Genomic DNA, 18,680 nt, shown 5'->3' on the forward strand with positions numbered 1-18,680 from the left:
AGGCGCCCCGTTAAACCACGCTGGCCGAACGCAGGCTTGAATCCGTGGGTAACCCGGCAGGACGCCGGGTTAGCCGTCCTGGGCCAAGGATGGCCCATGACGGCGGCCCACGGATTCAAGCCGGAGTGAGGGCACACCGAGCCCGGGCGAGGTGCCGAGTGGTGGGGCAAGAGCGTTTTGCTTACTTTGCCGCTTTTGCAAAGTGAGCCGCCGTAAGGGCGGAACCTATAGTGGCCGTTACCTAAGCAACGGATATGTACTCGCTCCAACAACCCAACAACCCGGTCACATCGTCGACGTGGCGCCGTCGCGCAGCATCCCGGGCCGCCGCCAAAATATCCGGCGTTAAGACTAAATTTTAACTCTTTAAAATCAGTAGCTTATTTGAAGTTTGATAAGAGGGGGCTTGCCCCCGATGGCGGTAAATCAATCACCTATTGAGTGAATGACTCACCGCAATCGGGAGCAAGCCCCCTCCCACAGTTGTTACAGTGCAGGTCTTACGACTGAGCGCGAGCCTGGTTACGCAGGGCTTTTACCTGGTCATGGTTACGCTGTACGCCGTGGTACTGGCGCTCAACCAGGTCACGAATGCCCAGCAGGTTGTGCTTGTTGATCTTCTCGATCGCTTCACGGTAAGCCTTGAGTGCGTGGTCTTCACCGCGCTCAGCTTCGTTCAGCACAGCTTCTTCGTCCTTGCCGGTGACCATCGACTTCACGTCGACCCAGCCACGGTGCAGGGCGCCGGCCATGCTGCCGGAATCTTCCGGATCGCCGCCCAGGGCGCGCACGGCTGTTTTCAGTTCGGCGGCGGCAGTGGCGCAGTCAGCAGAGCGCTTGGCGAACAGGGCCTTGAGTTCCGGATGCTTGATATCTTCAGCGCATTCCTTGAAACCCTTTTGGCCGTCGATGCTGGTCTCGATCAGGTCGTTCAGTACGGAGATCGATTCTTTATTGATGTCAGTCATTTTTCAATTCCTTATACGGGTTAGAAGGTTGCCTTAGTTATTGCAGCGCCCGTGCCAGGTTTTAAAAAACAAAAATAATGTTAAATTTCAATAGCTTAAGATTTATTGAACCATCTGTATTGACGTTATTTGCATGATCTGTCATTTGGCCTTCATGCAGAATGCCTGTATTTTCGAAGATATCGCCCCAATCGCACGAAGCCCATGAACCCCGAAAAACTCGAATTGCTGATCACTCGCGAAATGCCCTTCGGCAAATACAAGGGCCGGATCATCGCCGACTTGCCTGGGCCCTACCTGAACTGGTTCGCCCGTGAAGGTTTTCCCCACGGTGAATTAGGCGGTTTGCTGGCCCTGATGCAGGAAATCGACCACAACGGCTTGTCTGAATTACTCGAACCGCTGCGCGTTAAACACGGTAAACCCGCCCCCCGTCATTAAGAGACTCGCCATGCCAAGGAATGCTGATAACGAATCCCACTGGCGCGCCATCGCCGAACGCTTTGACCTCGAGCCTGGGCCGATCAACCTGGAAAATGGTTATTTCGGGCGCATGAGCCGTGCAGTAGAGGCGCAGTACCTTGAACACATCAGCTATATCAACCGCAGCAACTCGGTGTATGTGCGCCAGCGCTTTGAGCAGGGTGAAAATATCCAGATCCGCCGCCAATTGGCCGCACTGATCAATGTCGATCCGCAGGCGCTCGCCTTCACCCGCAACGCCACCGAAGCCTTGCAGTCGCTGATTCGCAACTACAACCGCCTGCGGCCGGGCGATCAGGTGTTGATCAGTGATTTGGAGTACGACACGGTCAAGGGTGCCATGCGCTGGCTTGCAAGCGTCCGTGGCGTGGAGGTGATCGAGGTATCACACACCCATCCGGCCAGCTTCAACAGCCTGGTACAGACTTATCGCGACGCGTTCGTGCAGTACCCGCGCATCAAGCTGATGGCCCTGACCCATGTCACCCATCGCACCGGCCTGGTAATGCCTGTTGCAGCCATTGCCGGGGCTGCACGTGAACAGGCTATCGATGTGATCCTCGACGGCGCGCACGCGCTTGGCCAGATCGAGTTCAACCTGGCCGAACTGGGCATTCAATTTGCCGGTTTCAACCTGCATAAATGGATCGGCGCACCGCTGACCCTGGGCTTTATGTATATCGCCCCGGAGCGCCTGGCAGATATCGACCCGGACATGGGCGAGTTTCACTATCCCGCCACTGATGTGCGCGCGCGTACGTCCTACAGCACGCCGAATTTTCCCGCGCTGATGACCTTGCCCTTGGTGTTTGAAGAACATCGTCAATTGGGCGGCGCTGCAGCCAAGGGCGCACGGGTAAATTACCTGCGCGATCTGTGGGTAAGCCAGGTAAGGCCATTGCCGGGGATTGAAGTGCTGACGTCGGATGATCCGCGACTGTATTGCGGGATCACAGCGTTCAAGTTCATCGGGCGGGATCAGCAGGTGATGGTGGACAGGTTGCTCAAGGAATACGACCTGTTTGTCACCACGCGCACGGGGGCTGCGTTTGGCACCTGTATCCGGGTGACGCCGGGGTTGCTGACCTCGGCAGTGGATATCGGCGTGCTGGTCAACGCCATAACCGAGCTAAGCAAAGATTAAACTGTGGGAGGGGGCTTGCTCCCGATTACGGTGTGTCAGTTACCAGACGCAGTGGCTGATCTACCGCTATCGGGAGCAAGCCCCCTCCCACGGTTTTCGGTGAGCCTGGGGATTTTCTAGAAAAAAAAAGCGGCGCACCGACCAAGTGCACCGCAAAAATGCCGTTAAAGCACAGCAACAACGATTCGGTAAATCAACTCAGTCCAGCAGCGCCAGGGCCTCGGCGGTGACTTCCTGGATGCGCGCCCAGTCGCCGTTCTTGATCCACGCAGGGTCAAGCATCCAGCTACCGCCCACGCACATGACGTTTTTCAACGCCATGTAGCTCTTGATATTGGCCGGGCCGACGCCGCCGGTCGGGCAGAACTTCACTTCGCCAAACGGGCCACCGAGGGCCTTGATGGCCGCGACACCGCCGCTGACTTCGGCCGGGAACAGCTTGAAGCGCCGATACCCCAGACCATAGCCTTCCATGATGCCGGAGGCGTTGCTGATTCCGGGCAGCAGTGGGATCGGACTGTGTACCGAGGCTTCCAGCAGGTCGCGGGTGATGCCGGGGGTAACGATAAATTGCGAGCCGGCCACTTCGGCCGCTTCGAGCATATGGCGGTCAAGCACAGTACCGGCGCCGGTGCACAACTCAGGCCGCTGCTCACGCAAGACCTGAATGGCCTTGAGGCCGAACTCCGAACGCAAGGTCACTTCCAACGCGGTCAAACCGCCGGCTGCCAGGGCGTCTGCCAGGGGCAGGATGTCCTGTTCGCGGGCGATGGTGATCACCGGCAGGATCCGCGCCTTGGCGCAGAGGCTGTCGATCAAGGCAACTTTATCCGCCATGGACACGGTCGATTGAGGGCTTTTCATAGCGGCTGATCCTTGGCTCATGGGCACCAGTAAATCTCTAGAGTAGGTTGCAAAAACGCGCGAATCGGCATGGCAGCAACATCGTCACTGGCCAGGGCGGCGCTCAAGGTGGTCAATTTCGAACTGCCGGAAATCGACAGCACGGTGTAGTTGGCCGTAGCCAGCAACGCACGACTCATGGTCAGGCGCTGGTGCGGCACGGTCGGCGCCAGCATCGGCCAGCAACGGCGGGTTCCGTCGGCCTTAAGCGCCTCACCCAGGTTCGGGCTGTTGGGGAACAACGATGCGGTGTGGCCGTCATCGCCCATGCCCAACACCAGCACATCAATGGCTGGCAGTTCGGCCAGCAGGCGATCAGCCTGCTCGGCAGCATCTTCAAGATTAGCGGCAGCGCTGTACAGGCTGAGGAACCTGGCCTTGGCCGCCGGGCCTTGCAGCAGGTGCTGCTTTAACAGGCCGGCGTTGCTGTCGGCGTGCTCTACCGGCACCCAGCGTTCATCAGCCAGGCTGATGGTGACCTTGGACCAGTCCAGGCCCTGCTTGGCCAGGTTCTGGAAAAACGCCACGGGGCTGCGGCCACCGGACACCACCAAGGTCGCCTCGCCACGGGCACTGATGGCCGCGCGCAGTTGTTCGGCCACGTCATTGGCCAGGCCATCGGCCAACAGCGCGGGCGTACGGTACTCATGGGCAGTCACGCCCTGAGGCAGTTTCAATTCAGATATCGCCATACCACGACCTCCCATCCCGCGTAATCAGTGCAATCGAGCTCATCGGCCCCCAGGACCCCGCCGCATAAGGCTTGGGCGCATCGCCGGACTTCTTCCAGCCGGCGATCAACTGGTCGCACCACTTCCACGCGGCTTCGATTTCATCTTTGCGAACAAACAGGTTCTGATTGCCGCGCATTACTTCCAACAGCAAACGCTCGTAGGCATCGGGGATCCGTGCGCTGCGATAGGTGTCGGAAAAATTCAATTGCAGTGGCCCGCTGCGCAGTTGCATGCCCTTGTCCAGGCCCTGCTCCTTGGTCATCACCCGTAAGGAAATGCCTTCGTCCGGCTGCAGGCGGATGATCAGCTTGTTGCTGATCTGCAGGCGCTGCTCGGGAGCGAAGATGTAGTGGGACGGTTCCTTGAAGTGAATGACGATCTGCGACAGCTTTTGCGGCATGCGCTTGCCGGTGCGCAGGTAGAACGGCACCCCGGCCCAACGCCAGTTACGTATATCGGCACGCAGGGCGACGAAAGTCTCGGTGTCGCTCTGGGTGTTGGAATTGTCTTCTTCCAGGTAGCCCGGCACGGCTTTGCCGGCACTGTAGCCGGCGATGTATTGGCCGCGCACTACCTGGGTGGTCAGGCCCTCGGGACTGATCGGCGCCAGGGCCTTGAGCACCTTGACCTTCTCGTCACGGATGCTGTCAGCGGACAGGTCGGCCGGCGGGTCCATGGCAATCAGACAGAGCAGTTGCAACAAGTGATTCTGGATCATGTCACGCAGCTGGCCGGCCTTGTCGAAGTAGCCCCAACGGCCTTCGATGCCGACCTGCTCGGCCACGGTAATTTCCACATGGGAAATGTAGTTCTGGTTCCACTGGGTTTCGAACAGGCTATTGGCGAAACGCAGGGCGATCAGGTTCTGGACGGTCTCTTTGCCCAGGTAGTGGTCGATGCGGTAGGTGCGGTTTTCCGGGAAAAACTGCGCCACGGCGTCGTTGACCTTGCGCGAGGACTCCAGGTCCGAACCGATGGGCTTTTCCAGCACCACACGGGTGTTGTCTGCCAGGCCGACCTTGGCCAGGTTCTCGCAGATCGCGCCGTACACCGCCGCCGGGGTGGCGAAATAGGCAATCAGGCGTTGTTCGCTGCCGACGTTCTCGGCCAGGGTGACGTAGTCGTCAGCCTTCATGAAGTCGACATGCACATAGGCCAGGCGTGCAAGGAAGCGTGTGGCCACAGCTTCGTCGAGTTCCTTGCCGACGTACTTACGCAATTGTGTTTCGATATGGGCCAAGTGTTGCTGCTCGCTACCGGCTTCACGGGCCAGGGCCAGGATGCGCGTGTCGTCGTGCAGCAACCCGGCGCCATCGAGTTGATAGAGAGCAGGAAATAACTTGCGCAGCGCCAGATCACCCAAGGCGCCAAACAGGGCAAAGGTGCAGGGTTCTACGGTTATCGAAGGCATGATGTTTGTTCTTTTATCAAGTTAAGCTACAAATACCTTTTTTCAAGGCATCACTCAAGGAAAAATGTAGTAATAACCACAACATTTTCCCGAAATACGCATTCCGAGTGGTGGTGTTCAGCTACCCTCAGTAGGATAGGCCACCGCAAAGGGCCACTCATCGATTGGTCACTGCCCCTTATTTGCATCGTCGCCCGAAGGAAAGACTGAATGGACCGCGTGCGAAATCTTCTGGAACAGATCCGGAACCGCCTCGAAGAATTGAACAAGGCCGAGCGCAAAGTCGCTGAAGTCATCCTGCTCAACCCGCAGCAGGCCACACGCTTCTCGATCGCCGCCCTCGCCCAGGCCGCCTCGGTCAGTGAACCGACGGTCAACCGTTTCTGCCGTTCGTTCGGTGTCAGCGGCTACCCTGAACTTAAATTGCAACTGGCGCAAAGCCTGGCCAGTGGCGCCGCCTATGTCAGCCGCGCCGTGGAAGCTGATGATAACCCCGAAGCCTACACCCAGAAGATCTTTGGCAGTGCCATTGCCTCCCTGGACAGCGCCTGCCAGGCCCTGGACCCGGCGCTGATCAGCAAGGCCGTGGACTTGTTGATCCAGGCACGGCAGATCCATTTCTTCGGCCTCGGGGCTTCGGCACCGGTGGCGATGGATGCGCTGCACAAGTTTTTCCGTTTCAACCTGGCGGTGACCGCTCATGCGGATGTGCTGATGCAGCGCATGATCGCTTCGGTGGCCCACACCGGTGAGTTGTTCGTGATCATTTCCTACACCGGACGTACCCGCGAGCTGGTGGAAGTAGCGCGTATTGCCCGGGAAAATGGTGCTTCAGTATTGGGTGTCACCGCCGAGAACTCACCGCTGGCCAAGGCGAGTACGGTAAGCCTGAACATTCCGCTGCCGGAAGACACCGACATCTATATGCCGATGACGTCTCGCATCATCCAGCTGACGGTGCTGGATGTGCTGGCAACCGGCATGACCCTGCGTCGCGGGGTGGATTTCCAGCCGCATTTGCGCAAGATCAAAGAGAGCTTGAATGACAGCCGGTATCCGGTGGGGGATGAGTTCAACTAGGCCTGGACTTGTGTTGGCTGCACTGGCCTCATCGGGAGCAAGCCCCCTCCCACATTTGAAGGTATTCACAAATCAAACTGTGGGAGGGGGCTTGCTCCCGATAGGGCCCTCAGCCATACACCTAAACCCCAGCCCTGGCCTGCAAACTCAAATGCGCCCTCTCCCCCGGCGCCAGGCTGGCCCCGGCCATGGCCGACTCTACGCACACAAACCCCGACGCCTCGTTAAAGCTCACGCCCAACAGCGGTCGGCTACCTGGATGCCACACCACCGTGTCGGCGCTGTCGCCGGTGTCGATGCACAGTTCGCGCTGCCAGGCGTGATCCTTGAGTTGCAATTCACCCTCGTGCTGGAACACCCGCTGGCAACCGCCATCGACCCGCAGTTCACCTTCCTGCTGGCAAACCTGACGGTTGAGCTGATCATAACCTTGCGCGCCGTCGAGCCCAGACAGCGCTACCTCGTCAACGTGACCAATACGCCAGTAAGCGTGCAAAGCATGGCTCAACTGGCACGGCAACTCGTCCTGGTGCTCAGTGCTCAGGCGCAGTTCCAGGGTTTCGCCCAAGTGCGCGTGCAAGTCCACCTGCCAGTCGCACAATTGCAATTGCCAGCGCAGGCGCACGCCATCGTCATCGGTGCTGCTGTCGAGCAGTTTCCAGTCGATCAAGCGCGCCCAGCCATGGGACGGCCATGCGTTTTCACTGGGGTGACGGCCATACCACGGCCAGCACACCGGTACGCCACCACGGATAGCCCCGACTTGCGGCCATTTGGCGGCACACCACAGCCACGGCTTCTGGCCCGTCGGTTGAAAGTGCAGCAATTGCGCACCCTGGCGACTGAACACTGCCTGGCACAGGGGATGGTCGATCACCAACACGTCACGCATCTGAAAGCGCTCCCAGGCGAACACCGGACGTTCGCGCAGGGATTTGAAAAAGCGTTGCAGCGGTTGCTCATGCATGTGCCCAGGTCCCGAATATCACAGTGCAAGCCAAAAAAAAGCGGATAGCCATGGCTACCCGCAAATGCGCACAGAGAGAGGAGCTTATCGCAACAGCGTTAGAACGTAGACTGAATTTTCAAGCCAGCGACCAGAGCGTTGTCGACTTTATCCACGCCGCCAGGCTGGACAACGTATTGCAGGTTAGGACGCACGGTCAGCCAATTGGTGACGTGGAAACCATAGTTGAGTTCGACGTTGTACTCGGTCTCACGAATCGGCGTGTACAGCGGGTTGTCATAGTCGCTCACACCATTGGCGGCGTTGAGCAGTTGGGAGTTCTTCTTCACGTCATCGTTGACATGCAGGCGAGCGACGCCAATGCCGACATCATCTTTTGGACGTGCGTCGAATGGGCCCTTGTACACCAGCATCAACGACTGGTAGTTGTCGACCAGGTTGGTTTCCTTGTCGTGGAAGGTCGCGTTGGCAGCGATATTCAAGCCACGGGAAGCATCGCCGTTATGCGTAGTCAGTTGCTGTTGGGCAACGAACCAGTAACCTTTCTTGCTGCTACGGGTGCGGAAGTCTGCGCCAGAAAGGACAGCATCGCCGCCGTTGACGTCTTCACGTACATCCGGGGCATCAGCGGCGCTCTTGTAGAAGCCCACACGATATTCGCCCGGCAGGTTATTGACCTTCGGCGACCAGACCAATTCCACCGGAATCACAGTACCCTTGGTGCCGCTACCGCTGAGCTTGAAGCCGTTGCCGTGCTCCAATTGCGAAGGGTTCTGGTTGTAGGCGCCGATTTGCGCATACAGCTCAGGCGTGATGTTGTACTTCACACGGATCGCGGCCTGGGCGACCGGCCAGTTGTACCAGGTGTTTACGTAGTTACCCACTTGGGAGCCACAGAACGACAGGTTCTGGAAGTCGCACGGGAAGGTGTTGAAGTCTTCGCCTTCACCGAAGTAGCCGAGTTTCACGTCCAACTTGTTGTCGAACATCTGGTGCTGAATCCAGAACTGGGTCAGGCGTACCATGTGGCCGCGACCGTAGACTTCCTGGGACGAGCTCAAGGTGCCGGCACGCGGGTCACCAATGCGGTCATTGGAGATGTTCTGGCCATTACGGTTGGTCAACTGGATCTTGGCCTGGGTGTTATCCCAGCCCCACAGTTTTTGCAGGTCCAGTGCCACGCCCAGACCGAACTGGTCAGAGTAGCGACCGGTCTTGTCGTCGTTGTAGCCGCCGTGGGCGTTGTAGCCCATTTCCCCAACGTAGTCGGCCTTGATGTCGATACCTTGCTCGATCAGCTTGGTACGCTCACCGCCCCAATCGCCGGTCATCCACTTGGAATCGGCGCTGAACGCATCGGCCGCCATCGCATTGGCGGACAATACAAGGGCTGCTGCTGCTGACAGTTGGCAGATCAGCCGAGTGTTGTTGTGTTGCTTTTTCATCCCTACATCCTCGTCTTTATTGTTATTAAACTGTTTTTATCTAACGCGGGTTACATTTTTTTAGCCTAAACAACAAGTTAACCATTAGCCACATTACTGTAGGAGCGAGCTTGCCCGCGAAAAACCCAAGGTCATTGCGTTCATCCAGGATGCCCGCGTTATCGTTAACGACCTTCGCGAGCAAGCCCGCTCCTACACGATGCTTCAGCGACCCTTGAACTGGGTCACGTTGTCGGCATGCCCCTGTGCCGGCAGCGAAGCAGCGGTACCCAGTCGCTCACCGGTCTTGGCGTCAAACAGCAACACCTTGGCCGGGTCGAATTGCAGGGTCAGGGTCTCGCCGACCTGCGGCGCTACGTCCGGCGCCAGGCGGCAGCAGACCTTGGTGTCGTTGAGCTGAACGAATACCAGGGTGTCCGGGCCGGTCGGCTCGGTGACCTGGACTTCGGCACGAATGCTCGATGCGCTGTTGCCCTCGCCCGCCGCCAACATGATTTGCTCCGGGCGCAGGCCCAGGATCACATCGCGGTCCTCAAGGCCGGCGTCCGTCATGTTAAGCGCCAGTTCGCAACGGGCCTGACCGCTGTCGAGCAGCGCCACCAGGCGACCGTCCTTGCGTTGCAGGCGCAGAGGCACGAAGTTCATCGGCGGCGAACCGATAAAACTCGCCACGAACTGGTTGGCAGGGTTGTTGTAGATCTCTTTCGGCGTACCGAACTGCTGGATGATGCCATCCTTCATCACCGCCACCTTGTCGCCCAGGGTCATCGCTTCGATCTGATCGTGGGTGACATAGACGGTGGTGGTTTTCAGGCGCTGGTGCATCAGTTTCATTTCGGTGCGCATCTCGACGCGCAGCTTGGCGTCGAGGTTGGACAATGGTTCGTCGAACAGGTAGATCTTCGGCCGACGCGCCAGGGCACGGCCCATGGCCACACGCTGTTGCTGGCCGCCGGACAACTGGCCAGGCTTGCGGTTGAGCAGATGCTCGATCTGCAGCAGCTTGGCCACACGAGCCACTTCAGTATCGATATCGGCCTGGGGCATCTTGCGGATCTTCAGGCCGAACTCGATGTTCTCGCGCACGCTCATGGTCGGGTACAGCGCGTAGGACTGGAACACCATGGCGATGTCACGGTCCTTGGGGCTCATGCCGCTGACGTCCTGGTCGCCGATCATGATCGCGCCGCCGCTGATGGTCTCAAGGCCGGCGATGCAGTTCATCAGCGTGGATTTGCCACAGCCCGACGGGCCGACCAGGATCAGGAACTCGCCTTCCTTGATCGACAGTTCGATGTTCTTCAAGGTGTCGGGCAGGCCGGCGCCATAGGTCTTGTTTACATTGCGAAGTTCAAGCGTAGCCATGATTACCCCTTGACCGCGCCGGCCGTAAGGCCGCGCACGAAATACTTGCCTGCGATCACATAGACCAGCAGGGTCGGCAACCCGGCGATCATCGCCGCCGCCATATCCACGTTATATTCCTTGGCCCCGGTGCTGGTGTTGACCAGGTTGTTCAGCGCCACCGTAATGGGCTGGGAGTCGCCGCTGGAGAACACCACGCCGAACAGGAAGTCGTTCCAGATCTGGGTGAACTGCCAGATCAGGCAGACCATGATGATCGGCGTCGACATCGGCAGGATGATCTGGCGGAAGATAGTGAAGAATCCCGCGCCATCCAGGCGTGCCGCCTTGATCAATGCATCCGGAATGCTCACGTAGTAGTTACGGAAAAACAGCGTGGTGAACGCCAGGCCGTAGACCACGTGCACAAACACCAGGCCGGTGGTGGTGCTGGCCAGGCCCATCTTGCCGAGGGTGAACGACGCCGGCAGCAGCACGGTCTGGAACGGCAGGAAGCAGCCGAACAGCAACAGCCCGAAGAACAGCTGCGAACCCCGGAAGCGCCAGAACGACAGCACATAGCCGTTCAAGGCACCGATGGCGGTGGAAATCAGTACCGCTGGCACAGTGATCTTGATCGAGTTCCAGAAGTAGCCATCCACCGTGGCCCAGGCCTTGACCCAGCCGATGCCACTGACCACGGTCGGCCAGCTCAGCAGGTTGCCGGTGCTGATGTCTTCCGGGGTCTTGAAGCTAGTGAGCAGCATCACCACCAGCGGTACCAGGTACAGCAGCACCGCCAGGATCAGCACCGCGTAGATCGCGATGCGGCTCAGGCTGATGGCAGGTTTGGCAACGAGACTAGTCATTACGCTTGGTCCTCAGCTCGGAATACAGGTACGGCACGATGATCGCGAGGATCGCACCGAGCATCAGGATTGCACTGGCCGAGCCCATGCCCATCTGGCCGCGACTGAAGGTGAACGAGTACATGAACATCGCCGGCAGGTCGGACGAATAGCCCGGGCCGCCGGCAGTCATGGCGGCCACCAAGTCAAAGCTCTTGATCGCAATGTGCGCCAGGATCATTACCGCACTGAAAAACACCGGACGCAGGCTGGGCAGCACCACGCTCCAATAGATGCGCGGCAGGCTGGCACCGTCGATCTGGGCGGCGCGGATGATCGACTGGTCAACACCCCGCAGGCCCGCGAGGAACATCGCCATGATGAAACCGGAGGCTTGCCACACGGCGGCAATCACCAGGCAATACACCACGCGATCCGGGTCGATCAGCCAATCGAGACGGAAGCCTTCCCAGCCCCAATCACGCAGGAGTTTGTCCAGGCCCATGCCCGGGTTGAGCAGCCATTTCCAGGCGGTACCGGTGACGATCATCGAGAGCGCCATCGGGTACAGGTAAATGGTGCGGATAAAACCTTCACGGCGGATTTTCTGGTCGAGGAAAATCGCCAGCGTCACCCCGATCACCAGGGTGATGCCAATGAACATGCCGCCGAATACGGCCAGGTTCTTGCTCGCGACCCACCAACGGTCGTTGTCGAACAACCGCTCATACTGAGCCAGGCCCGCCCATTTGTAGCTGGGCAGGAAGGTGGAGGTGGTGAACGACAGCACGAACGTCCACAGGATGTAGCCATAAAAGCCCACCAACACGATGAACATGCTCGGCGCCAGCACCAGTTTGGGCAGCCAGCGTTGCAGTGCATCGAACGGCGAGGCCTTGCTGAACACAGCAACAGAACTCATGGGGAAATCCAGTACAGGGAAAAAGAACTAACAGGTAGACCGAACCCTGTAGGAGCTAGCTTGCTCGCGAAGGACTTCAACGATAGCGCGTGCATACAGGATGAACGCGGTGACCTTGAGTTTTTCGCGAGCAAGCTCGCTCCTACAGATAGCTGTGTTACTTGGCCGACTTGATCGCCGCGCCAAGCTTCTTGGCGGTGTCGGCCGGGTCGGCTTTCGGGTCGTTGATGTAGTTGGTCACCACGTCAAAGAATGCACCTTGCACCGCCAGGGTAGTGGCCATGTTGTGCGCCATGCTTGGCTGAAGGCCGCCGGTCTTGGCGTCGGTCAGGAAGTCCTTGGCGGCGGTCTGGGCGCAGGAGTCGAAGCCGTAGGAATCCATCTTGGTCAGCATATCGTTACGCACAGGGATCGAGCCCTTGTTGATGCTGAACACTTTCTGGAAGTTTTCACCCAGCACGACTTTGGCGATGTCCTGCTGACCTGCGGCAGTGCCTTTGTCTTTCTGCTTGAACACCGCCAGGGAGTCGATGTTGTAGGTGAAGGCTTTGTCGGTGCCTGGGAAGGCTACGCACTCGTAATCCTTGCCGGCGACTTTCTTGGCCGCAGTCCACTCGGACTTGGCCCAGTCACCCATGATCTGCATGCCGGCCTTGCCGTTGATGACCTTACCGGCTTCGAGGTTCCAGTCCTGGCCTTTGCCGTCGACGTCCATGTAGGTCGCGACTTTCTTCAGCTCGGTAAGGGCCTTGACCATTTCCGGACCGGTCAGCGCGCCGTTATCCAGGTCGACCAGGGCTTTCTTGTAGCCGTCCGCTCCCATGACTGAGAGGACTACCGCTTCGAACACGGTGCTGTCCTGCCAAGGCTGGCCACCGTGGGCGAGCGCAATGAAGCCCGCAGCTTTAAGCTTGTCGCCGGCTGCGTAGAATTCTTCGAGGGTGGTGGGGTTCTTGGTGATGCCGGCTTTCTTGAAGACTTCCGGGTTGATCCACAACCAGTTCACGCGGTGGATGTTGACCGGTACCGCAACGTAGTCACCGTCGTACTTGACGGTGTCGGAGACTTTCTTGTCGAGCAGGGAGTCCCACTTTTCTGCTTTGGCGACGTCCTTGAGCACGTCGGTATCGAGCAGGCCGGTGGACGCCCATTCCTGGATGTCGGGGCCCTTGATCTGGGCAACGCCTGGTGGGTTGCCGGCAACCGCGCGGCTTTTCAGCACGGTCATCGCGGTGGCGCCACCGCCGCCTGCGACGGCACCGTCTTTCCAGGTGAAACCGTCTTTCTCAACTTGGGCCTTCAGCACATCCACAGCCGCTTTCTCACCGCCTGAGGTCCACCAATGCACCACTTCGACCGTGCCTTTGGAGTCGGCGGCAAATGCAGTGAGGGGAAACAACGAGGCAATGGAAATAGCGACGGCGAGGCGATTAATCGCGTTCATCTGAGTACCTTTTCTTGTTGTTATGCATGCAAGTCTAGAGCTTGCGCTGCACGGAGTTTAAACATGGATTTCCAGGGTGCAGGTAACAAAGGGACGTACAAATGTCACCACTTGGTGACATAAGCGCCCTGGGCTAAAGCGCTGGTCATGCTGGGCGACAAGGGTAGCGCAGGCAGCACCACCGCTTGCCAGGCGTGGTAGAGGTCCGGTTTGCCGCCCCAGATCTTGCTGCTGGGCTGGTTGTGAGGGCTGAGTTCGTGGTGCCAACTGCCGTTGATGCGATCGATAAAGTGGGTTTCGCAGAACTCCCAGATTCGACGGTACCAGGTCTCGTAATGCAGTTCGCCGGTACGCTTGAGCAAGGCTTGCGCGGCGGCGCTGGCTTCGGCGTGGGTCCAGTGCAGACGCTCGCGCACCACCGGGCGATGGTTCCAGTCCAGGGTGTAGACGATGCCGGCAGCACCCTCGACAGCCCAGGCATATTCACAAGCACTGGCAAACAGATTTTTGGCGTCGCTCACCAGCCAATCTGGTGTGCTGAGCCCGGCTTGCAAGCGCGCGGCCTCCAGGTGCAACACGAGCCGCGCCCACTCAAAACCGTGGCCGGGGGTGATGCCATAAGGGCGAAAGCCATCGGCGGGGTTGTCTTGGTTGTAGTCCGGCAGCGGCTTCCACTGCGGATCGAAATGCTCGATCACCATGAACTGGTTGGCGGCGGCATGGGTGTGGATCACCCGTTCGACGATGCGCAGCGCGCGGTCCAGCCAACGGGTATCTGCAGTAACATCGGCCAGGGCCAGGAAGGCTTCGGTCGCGTGCATATTGCTGTTGGCACCGCGATAGGCTTCGACGCCGCTCCAGTCCTGGGCGAAGGATTCAAGCATGACGCCCTCCTCCTCGCTCCAGAAGAACTGGTCGATGATATGGATGGCGTCGTTCAATAAGGCCTGTGCGCCGGGCGCGCCGGCCACTGCGGCAGAGCTGGCGGCCAGGGCGACGAAGGCATGCAGGTAAGCAGCCTTGCCGGTGTTGCCATCAAGGGCGTTGGGAGTGGCGAACCAGCCGCCGTGCTTACGGTCGCGCAGCGGGCCGCTGAGGGCCTCGACACCATGGGCCACCAATTCGGCATAACCAGGTAGCCCCATGACATGGGCCATGGCGAAGCTGTGGGTCATACGGGCGGTGTTCATGGTTTCGGCGTGGGCATTGGCCAGCAGTTGGCCTTTATCGTCCAGGTTGCCGAAACCATCCGGCAGCCGCGATGCCTTGGCGAACGCCAGCAGGCGCTGGCCTTCGGCGGCGAGCCAGGCGTGATGGGCAGGTGCGTTCAGCCAACTGCTGGAAGGCAGTGGTCGGGTGGTCATGGGTGGCCCTTATTGTTCTATGTGGGATGACCGGAGTCTAAACAAGGGCGCAGGAGGGGCAAGTAACGAAGGGGAAAAGAAATGTCACCGAGCGGTGACAATCCATGTAGGAGCGAGCTTGCTCGCGAAAAACTCACAGGCGCCGCGTTCATTCAGCAAGTACCCGTCATCGTTAACGTTTTTCGCGAGCAAGCTCGCTCCTACAGAGAACGATTTCGCGTTCATTGACCCAGTGGTGTGGCCGCCGCAGGCGCATTGAGACGCTGATTCAAGTTCTGCACCTGGCTCTGCAAGGTGGTGATATTGCGCGTGGTCTGGATGCGGAACACGTCGAATTCCTTGTTGGTCGGCGCGTCGATATTGGCCGGCTGGTTTTCCTGAGCGCTCTTGAGCACCAGCAAGTCCTGCTCGAGACGGGCGATGGCCGCGCTTGGGTTGCCTTGTTTCTTCAAGGCCGCCACATCGGCGGCCAGGCCCTTGGTCTCGGCCTGTGCTGCCGTGAGGCTGGCGACCGCATCAGTAAGGGCCTGCACCTGGCCTTGCAGCTTGGTATTGGCCGCTGTCAGTTCGGTGGTGCTGGCGGTCATCTGGGCCAAACGGCTATCCAGTTCGGTAGCTTGGCCAGCCACGCCCAGCTGTTGCTTGCCCTGCTCCTGCAACTGGTCCTGCAACTGCTTGATCTGCAGTTTCAATGCTTCGCTGCCGTTGTTCACGTTGGCTTCGCTGGCCACCACCTTGCCGGAAATATCCTGCAGGCGCCCCGCCGCTTCCTCGCTGATCCGTGCAAAGCTTTCCTGGGTGGCGACCAACTGCTGACCCATCAGCGAGATTTGTTGGAAGCTCCACCAGGCCAGGCCGGCGAAGGCGATCAACAGTGCGCCGACCAATGCCCACAACGGGCCGGTGCTGGCGCTCTTGACCTTGACTACTGGCGTGGTTCGCGAGCGCACTGACGTGGCGGGGGTCGGCACGAAATCATCGTCGTCCCCATGGTCGGCCCGCAGCGTAGGAACGTTGTCGAGATCGTCATTTGCATCGTTACGCATGAATCTACCCTGAATCAATGAGGTGGCTGGCTGCGAAGCCGAGCGGCAGGAGTATAAACCGCACTCCCAGCGCATGGATCGACCCGGAACCTGGAATTCGGTTCCCGATGTGTTGCTGGTTATGAGCTTATTTGAGGCCCGGGTCCTGGGCCTTCCACCAGCTGCAGAACTCGTCGAGCGCAGCCCACAGGCTGACCTTGGGCTCATAGTCGAGATAATGCCTGGCGCGGCTGATATCGAGGGTGAAATCCTTGTTCATCACCTGCATGCCCAGGCGCGATAACGCCGGTTCCGGCCGCCCCGGCCACATGGCGCAAAATGCCTCATTCAAGGCTGCCACGCTGTAGGACAAACCGTAGGAACGATAACGGGTCACCTGGGGCAGCTCCATTTGTCGCATCACATAGTTGACCACATCCCACACCGGCACCGGCGCGCCGTTGCTGATGTTGTAGGCCTTGCCCAACGCCGAGCCGGGGGCGAGCAGGCTGCTGAGCAACGCTTCATTGAGGTTATGCACGCTGGTGAAGTCGACCTTGTTCAGACCGTCGCCCACAATAGCCAGGCGATTTTTGCGCTGCAGCTTCAACAGGCGCGGGAAGATGCTCATGTCGCCGGCGCCGGTAACGAAACGCGGACGCAGTGCCAGCACTTCAAGGCCGAACTCCTGGGCCCCGAAGACCTTCTGCTCGGCCAGGTACTTGGTGGCAGCATAGGGATGCTTGAAACGCTTGGGCACTTGCTCTTCAGTGAGCCCGAGGTGGTCGCGGCCATCGAAGTAAATGGATGGCGACGACAGATGCACCAGGCGCCCGACACGCTGCTTGAGACAGGCTTCAACAACGTTTTCGGTGACCAGCACATTACCCTGATGGAAGTCCTGGTACTTGCCCCATAGCCCGACGGCACCGGCACAATGCACCACGGCTTCGACATCGCGGCACAGGTCGCGTACCAGGTCGGCATCATTCAAATCACCTTGGATAAACTCGGCACCACGCCGTACCAGGTGTTCCACACCTTCGGCGCGCCGCCCGTTGACCCGCACATCCAGGCCCTGCTCAAGGGCGAAGCGCGCAAAGCGCCCGCCGATGAAGCCGCTTGCGCCGGTGACCAGAATTTTCATGTAGTACTCCGTGTTCTTTCGTTTTTCATCGCTGTTGCCTTGACGTCTGCCGCTACTCCAACGGCACCAACCATTGGCCGCACGCCTGGGCCAGATGGTCGGTCAACAGGCCCAACAGCTGCCCGCCACTGCGCCAATGATGCCAGTACAGCGGCACGTCGATGGGCTTATCTGGCAATAACTCGACCAATGCGCCGGATTCAAGCTGGTCACGCACCTGCAATTCGGGCACCAGGCCCCAGCCCAGACCGGCTTCCGTCAGGCGGATAAAGCCTTCGGATGACGGGCATAAATGGTGTTCGAAACCACCATTCACCCCAAGAGAAGCCAGGTAGCGGTGTTGCAGGAAATCATCCGGGCCAAACACCAGCGCAGGTGTACGCGCCAATTGATCGGCCCGCACGCCCTCGGGAAAATGCCGGGCAATAAAAGCCGGACTCGCCAGCGCGCGATAACGCATGGCACCCAGCAACAGGCTGCGAGCCCCGGCCACCGGGCGCTCACTGGCGCAGATACAGGCAGCCACTTCACCGGCACGCATGCGCTTGAGGCCAACCGTCTGGTCTTCCACCACCAGGTCCAGCAGCAAGTGCTGTTCGGCGCAGAAATCACTGACGGCTTCGGCCCACCAGGTGGCAAGGCTGTCGGCATTCAGGGCGATGCGCAGGCGTTCGGGCATCCCCTCCTCGTCCAGGGCCGGCACCTGGCTTTGCAGATCACGCTCAAGCAATCGCACCTGCTGCACATGGTTGAGCAGGCGCCGGCCAATATCGGTGGGCGTCGGCGGTGAAGCGCGCACCAGCACCGGCTGGCCGATACGTGCCTCCAACAGCTTGATGCGCTGGGAAATGGCCGACTGCGACAGCCCCAGCACCTGGGCACCGCGTTCGAAGCCGGCCTGTTCCACTACCGCCGCCAGGGCAGACAGCAATTTATAGTCGAACATCAGTTTCTCTAATGAGCGATCAGCAATATTGCTTTTTCTTATACAGCCTCGACCGTGACAATGACCAGCATTGCTTCTTTCTCTTTTAAAGGAATCTCACATGGCTGGCGAAACCGCCCTGGCGACCTTGCTGCGCAGCATGAGCCCGTACTTGAACGACGGCGACTACGTGTTCTGCACCTTGCCCGATCACCGCATCCCCCACGGCTGCGAGGTCATCGGCAGCTTTCGTGAGCAGGAAGGGCTGACGTTGATTGTCGAGCGGCACCAGGCTGAACGAGCCGGGTTGAGCTTCGACTATGTCGCCGCATGGATCACCCTGAACGTGCATTCCGCCCTCGAGGCCGTGGGCCTGACCGCTGCATTCGCCTGCGCGCTGGGCAAAGCCGGCATTAGCTGCAACGTGATTGCCGGCTACTACCACGACCACCTGTTTGTCGGTCGTACCGATGCCGACCGAGCCATGGATGTATTGCAGCAATTGGCAGCACAAGCGGAGTAAACC

Annotated in this window: 18 protein-coding genes; 4 read left to right on the plus strand and 14 right to left on the minus strand. The window is 59.3% G+C overall.

Going from position 1 to position 18,680, the window contains the following annotated elements; genetic code table 11:
• Nucleotides 1–500: 500 nt before the first annotated feature.
• Entirely contained in the window at nt 501–968 is a 468-nt protein-coding gene (locus tag QYQ93_RS22810) for a ferritin-like domain-containing protein (RefSeq protein ID WP_034139096.1), read from the minus strand.
• A 204-nt stretch (nt 969–1,172) separates the two neighbouring features.
• Here QYQ93_RS22810 and QYQ93_RS22815 point away from each other — a divergent pair, with 204 nt between their 5' ends.
• Together QYQ93_RS22815 and QYQ93_RS22820 are read left to right on the plus strand one after the other, a co-directional pair.
• Nucleotides 1,173–1,409 (plus strand): DUF3820 family protein, encoded by a 237-nt coding sequence (locus tag QYQ93_RS22815; protein WP_017139191.1) that lies wholly within the window; start codon nt 1,173–1,175, stop codon nt 1,407–1,409.
• Nucleotides 1,410–1,419: 10 nt separating this feature from the next.
• A complete protein-coding gene (locus QYQ93_RS22820) occupies nt 1,420–2,595 on the plus strand; it encodes an aminotransferase class V-fold PLP-dependent enzyme (RefSeq protein ID WP_338475531.1) in 1,176 nt (391 codons plus the stop codon).
• Between the two features lie 198 nt (nt 2,596–2,793).
• On the opposite strand, the gene QYQ93_RS22825 is transcribed toward QYQ93_RS22820, so the two are convergent.
• The 3 genes from QYQ93_RS22825 to zwf are packed head-to-tail and all read right to left on the minus strand — an operon-like array spanning nt 2,794 to nt 5,643.
• Nucleotides 2,794–3,459 carry a bifunctional 4-hydroxy-2-oxoglutarate aldolase/2-dehydro-3-deoxy-phosphogluconate aldolase gene (locus tag QYQ93_RS22825; RefSeq protein WP_043049024.1) on the minus strand — a complete coding sequence of 222 codons (666 nt, stop codon included), beginning with the start codon at nt 3,457–3,459 and terminating at the stop codon, nt 2,794–2,796.
• Between the two features lie 17 nt (nt 3,460–3,476).
• The gene (gene pgl, locus QYQ93_RS22830) at nt 3,477–4,190 is read right to left on the minus strand and encodes a 6-phosphogluconolactonase (protein WP_043049025.1); all 714 of its coding nucleotides are present in this window, start codon (nt 4,188–4,190) and stop codon (nt 3,477–3,479) included.
• Complete coding sequence (zwf, locus tag QYQ93_RS22835; RefSeq protein WP_043049028.1) at nt 4,177–5,643, minus strand: glucose-6-phosphate dehydrogenase; 1,467 nt, start codon at nt 5,641–5,643, stop codon at nt 4,177–4,179. The genes pgl and zwf overlap by 14 nt, the downstream gene beginning before the upstream one ends.
• 219 nt (nt 5,644–5,862) lie before the next feature.
• Here zwf and QYQ93_RS22840 point away from each other — a divergent pair, with 219 nt between their 5' ends.
• On the plus strand, nt 5,863–6,723 hold the full coding sequence (locus QYQ93_RS22840; RefSeq protein WP_169856377.1) for a MurR/RpiR family transcriptional regulator: 861 nt from the start codon (nt 5,863–5,865) through the stop codon (nt 6,721–6,723).
• 121 nt (nt 6,724–6,844) lie between these two features.
• Here QYQ93_RS22840 and QYQ93_RS22845 read toward each other — a convergent pair whose 3' ends face one another.
• The 10 genes from QYQ93_RS22845 to QYQ93_RS22890 form a co-directional block, all read right to left on the minus strand.
• The gene (locus tag QYQ93_RS22845; protein WP_338475532.1) at nt 6,845–7,690 is read right to left on the minus strand and encodes a D-hexose-6-phosphate mutarotase; all 846 of its coding nucleotides are present in this window, start codon (nt 7,688–7,690) and stop codon (nt 6,845–6,847) included.
• A 98-nt stretch (nt 7,691–7,788) separates the two neighbouring features.
• Complete coding sequence (locus QYQ93_RS22850) at nt 7,789–9,135, minus strand: carbohydrate porin (RefSeq protein WP_043049030.1); 1,347 nt, start codon at nt 9,133–9,135, stop codon at nt 7,789–7,791.
• A 204-nt stretch (nt 9,136–9,339) separates the two neighbouring features.
• On the minus strand, nt 9,340–10,500 hold the full coding sequence (locus tag QYQ93_RS22855; protein ID WP_043049032.1) for an ABC transporter ATP-binding protein: 1,161 nt from the start codon (nt 10,498–10,500) through the stop codon (nt 9,340–9,342).
• Between the two features lie 2 nt (nt 10,501–10,502).
• Nucleotides 10,503–11,348, minus strand: a complete 846-nt coding sequence (locus QYQ93_RS22860) for a carbohydrate ABC transporter permease (protein WP_056847651.1) — start codon at nt 11,346–11,348, stop codon at nt 10,503–10,505.
• Nucleotides 11,341–12,249 (minus strand): carbohydrate ABC transporter permease, encoded by a 909-nt coding sequence (locus QYQ93_RS22865; RefSeq protein WP_034115703.1) that lies wholly within the window; start codon nt 12,247–12,249, stop codon nt 11,341–11,343. The genes QYQ93_RS22860 and QYQ93_RS22865 overlap by 8 nt, the downstream gene beginning before the upstream one ends.
• Nucleotides 12,250–12,406: 157 nt before the next feature.
• Nucleotides 12,407–13,693 carry an ABC transporter substrate-binding protein gene (locus tag QYQ93_RS22870; protein ID WP_043049036.1) on the minus strand — a complete coding sequence of 429 codons (1,287 nt, stop codon included), beginning with the start codon at nt 13,691–13,693 and terminating at the stop codon, nt 12,407–12,409.
• A 104-nt stretch (nt 13,694–13,797) separates the two neighbouring features.
• Complete coding sequence (locus QYQ93_RS22875) at nt 13,798–15,057, minus strand: AGE family epimerase/isomerase (RefSeq protein WP_338475533.1); 1,260 nt, start codon at nt 15,055–15,057, stop codon at nt 13,798–13,800.
• 221 nt (nt 15,058–15,278) lie between these two features.
• Nucleotides 15,279–16,103: an ATPase gene (locus QYQ93_RS22880; protein WP_338475534.1), complete on the minus strand. Its 825-nt coding sequence runs from the start codon at nt 16,101–16,103 to the stop codon at nt 15,279–15,281.
• 127 nt (nt 16,104–16,230) lie between these two features.
• Nucleotides 16,231–17,229: an NAD-dependent epimerase/dehydratase family protein gene (locus QYQ93_RS22885; RefSeq protein WP_043049040.1), complete on the minus strand. Its 999-nt coding sequence runs from the start codon at nt 17,227–17,229 to the stop codon at nt 16,231–16,233.
• Between the two features lie 52 nt (nt 17,230–17,281).
• On the minus strand, nt 17,282–18,175 hold the full coding sequence (locus QYQ93_RS22890) for a LysR family transcriptional regulator ArgP (RefSeq protein ID WP_338475535.1): 894 nt from the start codon (nt 18,173–18,175) through the stop codon (nt 17,282–17,284).
• Nucleotides 18,176–18,275: 100 nt separating this feature from the next.
• Between QYQ93_RS22890 and QYQ93_RS22895 the strand changes: the two genes are divergently transcribed.
• Nucleotides 18,276–18,677: an ACT domain-containing protein gene (locus tag QYQ93_RS22895; RefSeq protein WP_338475536.1), complete on the plus strand. Its 402-nt coding sequence runs from the start codon at nt 18,276–18,278 to the stop codon at nt 18,675–18,677.
• Nucleotides 18,678–18,680: the final 3 nt, after the last annotated feature.

The sequence above is a fragment of the Pseudomonas khavaziana genome (assembly GCF_036704165.1).
GTDB lineage: Bacteria > Pseudomonadota > Gammaproteobacteria > Pseudomonadales > Pseudomonadaceae > Aquipseudomonas > Aquipseudomonas khavaziana.